Genomic DNA, 6718 nt, shown 5'->3' with positions numbered 1-6718 from the left:
CTATCCGGCCGGACCAGCGCCACGCGGGCTCCGGCTGCGGTCAGCGCGGCCGCCTGCCGGCCCGGGCTGGCCATGAACCCCATGCCCGCGGCCACCGGCGCGATGATGACCACCCGCTCGTAGCTGGCTGCCAGGTCGGCGTTGGCAATGGTGCGCATGCCGCCGTCCATGAAACGGCGTTCCCCGATGGTGACCGGCGGCCACACTCCGGGCACCGCGCAGCTGGCGCCGACCGCATCGACCAGGCTGGCGCGCCCGGCGGAATCAAACACCGCGAACTCCCCGGTCCGCGCGTCCACCGCGGTCACCTTGAGCGCGCGGGAGGGCCAGACGCTGGCAGGCAGCCGGTCCTCGATGACCTTCCGCCGGTCGGCCTCTGGCATGGTGGGCACGGCCAGCGCCCACCTGCCGATCCGCGCCCGGGCCTGCTTCGGGTGCCGGCTGGTATGCACCGCCCACAGCAGCCTGCCGATGAAGTCCCAGCTGATCCGGGCGGCGGGCTCGGGAGCCGGTGGCGCGAGCTGGGCCTGGTACAGCGCCTCGGGCTCCTGCCCGGAGGCTATGTCCGTGCCGACCACCGAGCCGGCTGATGTCCCGATGATCACGTCGGCCGCTGCCAGGTTGATGCCGAATCCGGCCAGCCCGGCGATCAAGCCCGTCTCCCAGGCGATGCCGGTGACACCGCCACCGCCCAGAACAAGCGCACAGCTGTCCATGGCAGTCATCTATACAGCAGAACGAACGTCTGGACCTAGAACTTTTAGCGCTTATCACGGCTGGCAGCCACACGGCTGCTATTGATGCGGGCTGCATTCTTCTCGCGTACGCAGGTGCATAACAGGCCGATCTGCTTGCCGCAATCCGCACCTTCGGCTTCCATGCCCACGGCGCGTATTCGGCGGTATGGAGCACCTCTTCACCGGTGCACGGTGTTGGGCGTGCGGTAGGCATCGTGACATGGTGCCACGGTCGGACACGGCTTGCGTTTGGCCCTGATCCGGGCCGGGGGTACCCGGCTGTGCCAGCGCCGTTCACACCCGGGCGTAGTCCTGGATGTCCTGCTCGAATTCGGCCACGAGCTCCGCGGTCAGGGTGCGGCGGGTCTGGCCGACGGCGCGCAGGACGTCGCCCGTGGTCACCTGCTCCTCACCGCGCTGGAACAGGACGCGCTCGAAGGCCAGCTGCGCGGTCCTGCGCGCGGCGAACTCGATGTCGGCCGGGGTGAACAGCCGCGATTCCTCCACGATCGCGGCCATGTCCAGCTCGCCATGCGGGATCGCGGCCAGGTAGCGGTCCCAGATCGCCTCCCGCGCGGCCGGGTCGGGCGGTCCCACCGGGATCACGTAGTCGAACCTGCCGTGCCGCAAGAACGCGCCGTCTAGGGCGCGGACCGAGTTCGTGGCGCAGATGAGCAGCCGCTCGTCCTGCTCCCGGAACGGCGGGATGAGCTTGAGCATCTCGTTGGTGACCCCCTGCGCCACAGAGACAGTGCGCGGCTGCCGCGTCCCGGCGATCTCCTCCACCTCATCGATGAACAGCACGACCTTGTCCAGCTCGGCGACCAGCGCGAACGCCTCGCGCAGCGCGGAGGCCAGGCCGGCCGGGGACTCGCCGGCCAGCCGCGACGGGAACAGCTCCACGAACGGCCAGCCAAGCCGCGACGCGGCGGCCCTGGCAAAGCTCGTCTTGCCCGTTCCCGGCGGCCCGAACAACACAACCGCCCGCGGCGGCACCAGGCCCAGCCGCTCCGCCAGCTGCGGCTGCGCCAGCGGCAAGATGACCCGCCGCTCGATCAGCTCCTTCTCCCCGGCCATGCCGCCGAGGTCATCCCAGGCGCCGGCCCGCACCATCCGGCCGCCGAGCCGGCCCAGCGCCCCGGCACTGCCGGCATCGACAGGCTCCAGCCGCTCATACAAGACCATCCCCTGACGCGCGGTGTACCCGGCGTGCTCCAGCGCCAGCGCCCCGATCTCGCTCCCGCCCGCCAGCAGGCACTGAATCCGGTGCACCCCGGCCGCCACCAGCCGCCGCTCCAGCTCGCCCAGCATCGCGCTGCCGATCCCCCGGCGCCGCCACGCCGCCGCCAGGCTGATCCGCATCACCTGCGCCCGGTCACCGCCCACCATCGCGACCGCGACCCCCACCAGCTCCTCACCGACAATCGCGACCACCGCAGGCTCATGCGACCGGACGGCCGCGATCAGGTCAGACAGGCTGAACGCCGGCGCCTCGCCGCTGGCCGCCGGGTTGTCCCACAACCGGACGGCGGCATCAAGATCATCAGCATGGAAATCGCGAACCCGCCACGGCGCCATCGCATCAGTGTGCCACCAGCAACCGCGCCGCGCCCCCGGTAACCCGGCCCGAGCCCGGGAACATGCCCGCCAATGTTCCCTCACGGGCCACGCGCGGCCGCCGCCGGCAGGCGCCGCCCGTATCAAAACCCGGACCACCGGGCGCCTGCATACCCGCGGACCCCGCCGCGGAACCGCAAAGCCCACCCCTGCCACCGGTTACTGCGGCGGTAATGGTCGCGATGCGCGTGTTACAGCGCCCGCACGTTCGCTTCGCCGCTAACAGCCGGCTGTGAACCGCCCTGCCAACCGGCAGGCAGACCCATGGTGACCAGCCCTCCAGCCGACCGCGCTCAGTGGTTGAGGCTGATGCCGGCTGACGATCCGGATCCGCCGTTCGGTGTGCTACGGACGATGGCCATCCGACTGGTTGCGGACATCCAGAACCGGCTGTTCCGGCGCTCTGGCACTGGCGGGGGTTCTGAGTGCTGCGTCCCCACTACGGAATGGAACCAGGCATCTCGAGATGGGCAACGATTGTGCTGGCATATGCTGAGCCGACGATTTCACAGACCCTTCCCCATAAGGCCGTGACCAGCGCGAACGCCGCTGGTTCCCTGGGTTGCGCGCGCATTCGGCACACGACGAGTCCCGGCATCATCCAGTATCCGGCCCCCTATCAGGGCCATCCGCGAACGCGCGTTAAGGGATCTCAACACACGCTTGCTAGCGCAAACGCGAGATGCCCGCGCCCCTAGCTCCCGCGAGGTTCCAGCGCGCACACTTGGAGCATGACCGACACGGCCGGTGGATCGGGCAATCCGGGCAGCCCAGACCCGAAGCGGCCGCGTTGGCCAACAGGAAGCCCTGAAAACCGGGGGATAAATACGGAGGATATTCATGAGCAGCGCCTACCAGCCGTACCCGCAGGACCCGTCAGGCGGTTACGGGCAGCCGCCGCAAGGCGGCTGGGATCCCAGCCAGCGGGGCTACCTGCAGGGCGGGCCCGTCGGCTTCGGGGAGGCGATCTCCGAAGGTTTCAAGAACATCGTCACCTTCCACGGCCGCGCCTCACGATCCGCGTTCTGGTGGTTCTTCATCGGCGCCATCATCATCGACCTGATAGGCGGCATCATCGGGACCGCGACCCATGCCGTCGCCATCCAGTACATCATCTATGCGCTCGTCGCCATCGGGACCGTCAGCCTGTCGGTCCGGCGGCTGCACGACTCCGGCAAGAGCGGGTTCTGGTGGCTCATCGGCTTCATCCCGCTCATCGGCACCATCACGCTCATCGTGTTCTACTGCCTTTCCGGGACGCCTGGGCCGAACAAGTACGACGCATAGCGACAGTGACCGGGTGCCGTAACCGGTGCCCGGGCCATCGGCGTTGACGGCGCGAGCTTTTGAAACGGGCCATCTCCATACCAGACCCGGACAACTGTCCGTTGCCTGTCATCGGCGATGATCAGGGACAAACACAATCGTCGCGGAAAGCGGCTGACAGTCTCAGGCGCGAGCGCGTACCCGCCGTTCTGGTTGGCGATTGGAAATCCTCGGTCTGGCCTTCCGCTGCAGTTAATGGGTGTTCTGTGCTGGGACCGCCTTGCGCTCCCAGTTCGCCCGGGCCGGGATGCCTGCCGGTTACTCCACGTCGTCGCTAATGGCTTTAATGCGGGTGTGGCTAGCCGCAGGCGGAGCTCTGCGCGTCGCCGCCGAGCGCGGGAGTGTCAGGTCCTGGTGGATGTTTTCGTTGCCCGTGGGCGGCGCTCGTGCTCGGTCATGCCTCCCCATACGCCACGGGATCTGGGCCGACGGCTCATGCTTCAGCAAGGTCATCCCGCCGCTGCAGGCGGAGGGGTATGAGGTGATGGCCGCGCAGTACGGCCTCGATTCGAACGTGGAAGACGTTGCCGCGACGCTGCGCACCCTGGGCCGGGTCCACAGCCCGGCCATCCTGGTCGGCCACTCCTACGGCGGCACCGTCATCACCGCCGCGGGCACCGATGACCGCGTCGCCGGGCCGGTCTACATCTGCGCCCTGGGCCCCGACGAGACCGAGACCTCCCAGGGCCAGCAGGACAAGTACCCCAAGACGCCGGTCTTCTCCAGATCGACGTCGCCGACGGGCGCGTGTGGCTGAAGCCGTCGGGCATCGGCTGCTTCTGCGGCGACCTGCCCGAAGAGCAGCAGCTGGTCTATGCGACCCACTACGCCCCGGCCGCCGACCTGTTCCTGCACAACGCCCCGGGCGTCGCGTGGCGGACGAAGCCGTCCTGGTGCATCGTGGGCAACAACGACCAGACCGTCCACCCGGACCTGGATCGGGCCTCCGCCAAGCGGATGGGTGCCACGACCTACGACATCGACAGCAGCCACGTCCCCATGCTGTCCCACCCCGACTTCGTCCTCGACGTCATCCGCACCGCCGCAAGAGGAATCTGAGCCCGCGCGGTTACCACGCGCTCGATGACGACTGGGCGAGCAGCTTCCGCGATTCGGGCCGCCACTGGCTGCGCTGAGATCGAGCACGTGTTACTGGTGTTACGATGCGCGCGTAAGGGCAATTCAGGCATCGCAGCAGGATTGGCCCCGAAAGCTAACGCATTCAACCCGTCAGCACGGGAAGCGGCTGATCTGGGATCAGCGGCTCGCTTCATACTTGAATGAGAGCTGGAGCTTGGTGCGATAGGTGATCGCCCCGCCCTCGTCCAGGTGAATGTCCAGCTTGACGACCTCGGCCACCCGCAGATCACGGAGCGTCCCGGCGGCAGTCCTGATCGCCTCGGCCGCCGCGTCTTCCCATGAAGTGCTGCTTGTCCCGATGATCTCGGTCACCCTGTACACGCTCATTACGCTCTCCTTTGACCACGTGCGGCCCGCCCCTGGGCTGCTGCGCCCAGCCTGCCACAAAAGGTCCGGGCTCAGGTGCCGCTGCCGTACGGGCGAGTGATGATCTCCAGGACGTGGCCGCTGGGGTCCTCCCAGTACACGCCCCGGCCGCCGTCGTTGGTGTTGAACTCGTCCGGCCGGCGCTTGCCGGGGTCGGCCCAGTACGGCAGCCGACGGTCCCGGATCCGGCCGAAGATCTGGTCGAAATCGGATTCAGAAACGAGGAACGCGTAGTGCTGCGGACTGACCGGCCCGTGGTCATCGGCGAAGTCCAGGGAGACGCCGTTGCCGGTCTGTACGGCCAGGAACGGCCCGAACGCCTCAGGGTTGCCCAAGCCGAGGATCTCGGCCAGGAACTGCGCCGATTCGCGCTTGTCACGGACCCGGACGATGGTGTGATTCAGTTCGGCACTCATTGAGACTTCCTCACGGCGCGGGGTCTTGCCACGTGGTCGTGCCGCCGCCCTTCGCCGCGAGCGTGGATGCCGCGACGCGACCAGCCGGATATGCGCTTGTATGCCCCGCCGCTGGCCTCCGCCAACCTGGAATCAACAGCTCCCAGTGACTGGCCGGGCAGGTGCCGGCAGGCCGGTCAGGCAGCCTGCCAGCCGCCGTCGGCGCGGAACTCGATGTTCAGCGCGCCCAGGTTCTGGCACCCGAAATCCTCCAGCGGCGCGAGTTCCTTCTCGCCGCTTGGGTCGTACAGTCGCCCGATGGCAAGTCCGCGGCCCTTACCGTCGACCAGCCTGAAGAACCGTCCGGCGGTCAGGGCCTCGGCAACGTCCTCGGCGACTGCCTGGGCGGGCCCGGACTTGCCGACCGCGGACGGCTCGGCCCCGTCATAGCCGGCGACCGCATCCTCGATGATGACCCAGCAGTACGGCGTGGTCAGCGACGCGAACTCCGAGATCAGCGAATCGGGGACCTCATCGGTTTCCAGCTCGCCCGGCGGGGCCAGCCCCGCGACGACTGGTCCGGGCTGCGATCCTCCGCGGTTCTCGCTCTGACCGTCCATGCACGGTCTGCTTTCCATGCCTGGCCGGATTATGCCTCCAGGCTTGTCGCGGCCAGCTGATTCCCGCCTGCTACCGTGCGCGGCTTTGACCTGCCGGGGCGGCGCCGCTCGTGCCGTCCGCCAGGAATCCCTGGCGCGGGCTTCGTGTTGGCACAGGAGCTCGAGGGGGCCATAACGTGATCAAGCTCAAGAACCGCAACGCCAACCCGGCGCCGGCACCGCCGTTGGCGGGGCACGGACCGGACGGGGCCGAGCGCGCCACATTCGCCGCGGGATGCTTCTGGGGTGTGGAGGCGGCCTTCCGCCAGGTCCACGGGGTGCTGCAGACTGCTGCGGGCTACACCGGCGGCCACGTCGCGGACCCCACCTACCAGCGGGTATGCCGGCACCGCACCGGCCACGCCGAGGCGGTCGAGGTGTGGTTCGACCCGGCCCAGGTCAGCTACGCGCAGCTGCTCCAGACATTCTGGCAGATCCACAACCCCACCACCCGCAACCGCCAGGGCCTCGACTTCGG

Annotated in this window: 9 protein-coding genes; 4 read left to right on the top strand and 5 right to left on the bottom strand. The window is 68.6% G+C overall.

Features of this window, described 5'->3' with window-relative positions; all coding sequences use genetic code 11:
- Together WA805_RS00060 and WA805_RS00055 are read right to left on the bottom strand one after the other, a co-directional pair.
- On the bottom strand, window positions 1-716 hold a 716-nt coding region (locus WA805_RS00060), incomplete at its 3' end, for a patatin-like phospholipase family protein (RefSeq protein WP_425241338.1).
- A 315-nt stretch (window positions 717-1031) separates the two neighbouring features.
- On the bottom strand, window positions 1032-2315 hold the full coding sequence (locus WA805_RS00055) for an ATP-binding protein (RefSeq protein WP_425238843.1): 1284 nt from the start codon (window positions 2313-2315) through the stop codon (window positions 1032-1034).
- A gap of 879 nt (window positions 2316-3194) precedes the next feature.
- Between WA805_RS00055 and WA805_RS00050 the strand changes: the two genes are divergently transcribed.
- The 3 genes from WA805_RS00050 to WA805_RS00040 all read left to right on the top strand — a co-directional run bounded on the left by WA805_RS00050 (window position 3195) and on the right by WA805_RS00040 (window position 4739).
- Entirely contained in the window at window positions 3195-3641 is a 447-nt protein-coding gene (locus tag WA805_RS00050; protein ID WP_422287046.1) for a DUF805 domain-containing protein, read from the top strand.
- A gap of 397 nt (window positions 3642-4038) precedes the next feature.
- A complete protein-coding gene (locus WA805_RS00045; protein WP_422278763.1) occupies window positions 4039-4437 on the top strand; it encodes an alpha/beta fold hydrolase in 399 nt (132 codons plus the stop codon).
- Window positions 4329-4739: an alpha/beta fold hydrolase gene (locus tag WA805_RS00040; protein WP_422278769.1), complete on the top strand. Its 411-nt coding sequence runs from the start codon at window positions 4329-4331 to the stop codon at window positions 4737-4739. The genes WA805_RS00045 and WA805_RS00040 overlap by 109 nt, the downstream gene beginning before the upstream one ends.
- A gap of 198 nt (window positions 4740-4937) precedes the next feature.
- Here WA805_RS00040 and WA805_RS00035 read toward each other — a convergent pair whose 3' ends face one another.
- From WA805_RS00035 to WA805_RS00025, 3 genes are all read right to left on the bottom strand, one after another.
- The gene (locus WA805_RS00035) at window positions 4938-5147 is read right to left on the bottom strand and encodes a dodecin family protein (protein WP_422287048.1); all 210 of its coding nucleotides are present in this window, start codon (window positions 5145-5147) and stop codon (window positions 4938-4940) included.
- 71 nt (window positions 5148-5218) lie between these two features.
- Entirely contained in the window at window positions 5219-5602 is a 384-nt protein-coding gene (locus WA805_RS00030; RefSeq protein WP_422274841.1) for a VOC family protein, read from the bottom strand.
- Window positions 5603-5778: 176 nt separating this feature from the next.
- A complete protein-coding gene (locus tag WA805_RS00025; protein ID WP_422274843.1) occupies window positions 5779-6201 on the bottom strand; it encodes a hypothetical protein in 423 nt (140 codons plus the stop codon).
- 176 nt (window positions 6202-6377) lie between these two features.
- On the opposite strand from WA805_RS00025, the gene msrA reads away from it, so the two are divergent.
- Window positions 6378-6718, top strand: a 341-nt coding sequence (gene msrA, locus WA805_RS00020; RefSeq protein ID WP_425241337.1) for a peptide-methionine (S)-S-oxide reductase MsrA, incomplete at its 3' end; no start/stop codon positions are given.

This window comes from Trebonia sp. (genome assembly GCF_049794275.1).
Lineage (GTDB): Bacteria > Actinomycetota > Actinomycetes > Streptosporangiales > Streptosporangiaceae > Trebonia.
The sequence above is the reverse complement of the archived record's forward strand: the minus strand, read 5'-3'. Positions and strand labels throughout refer to the sequence as shown.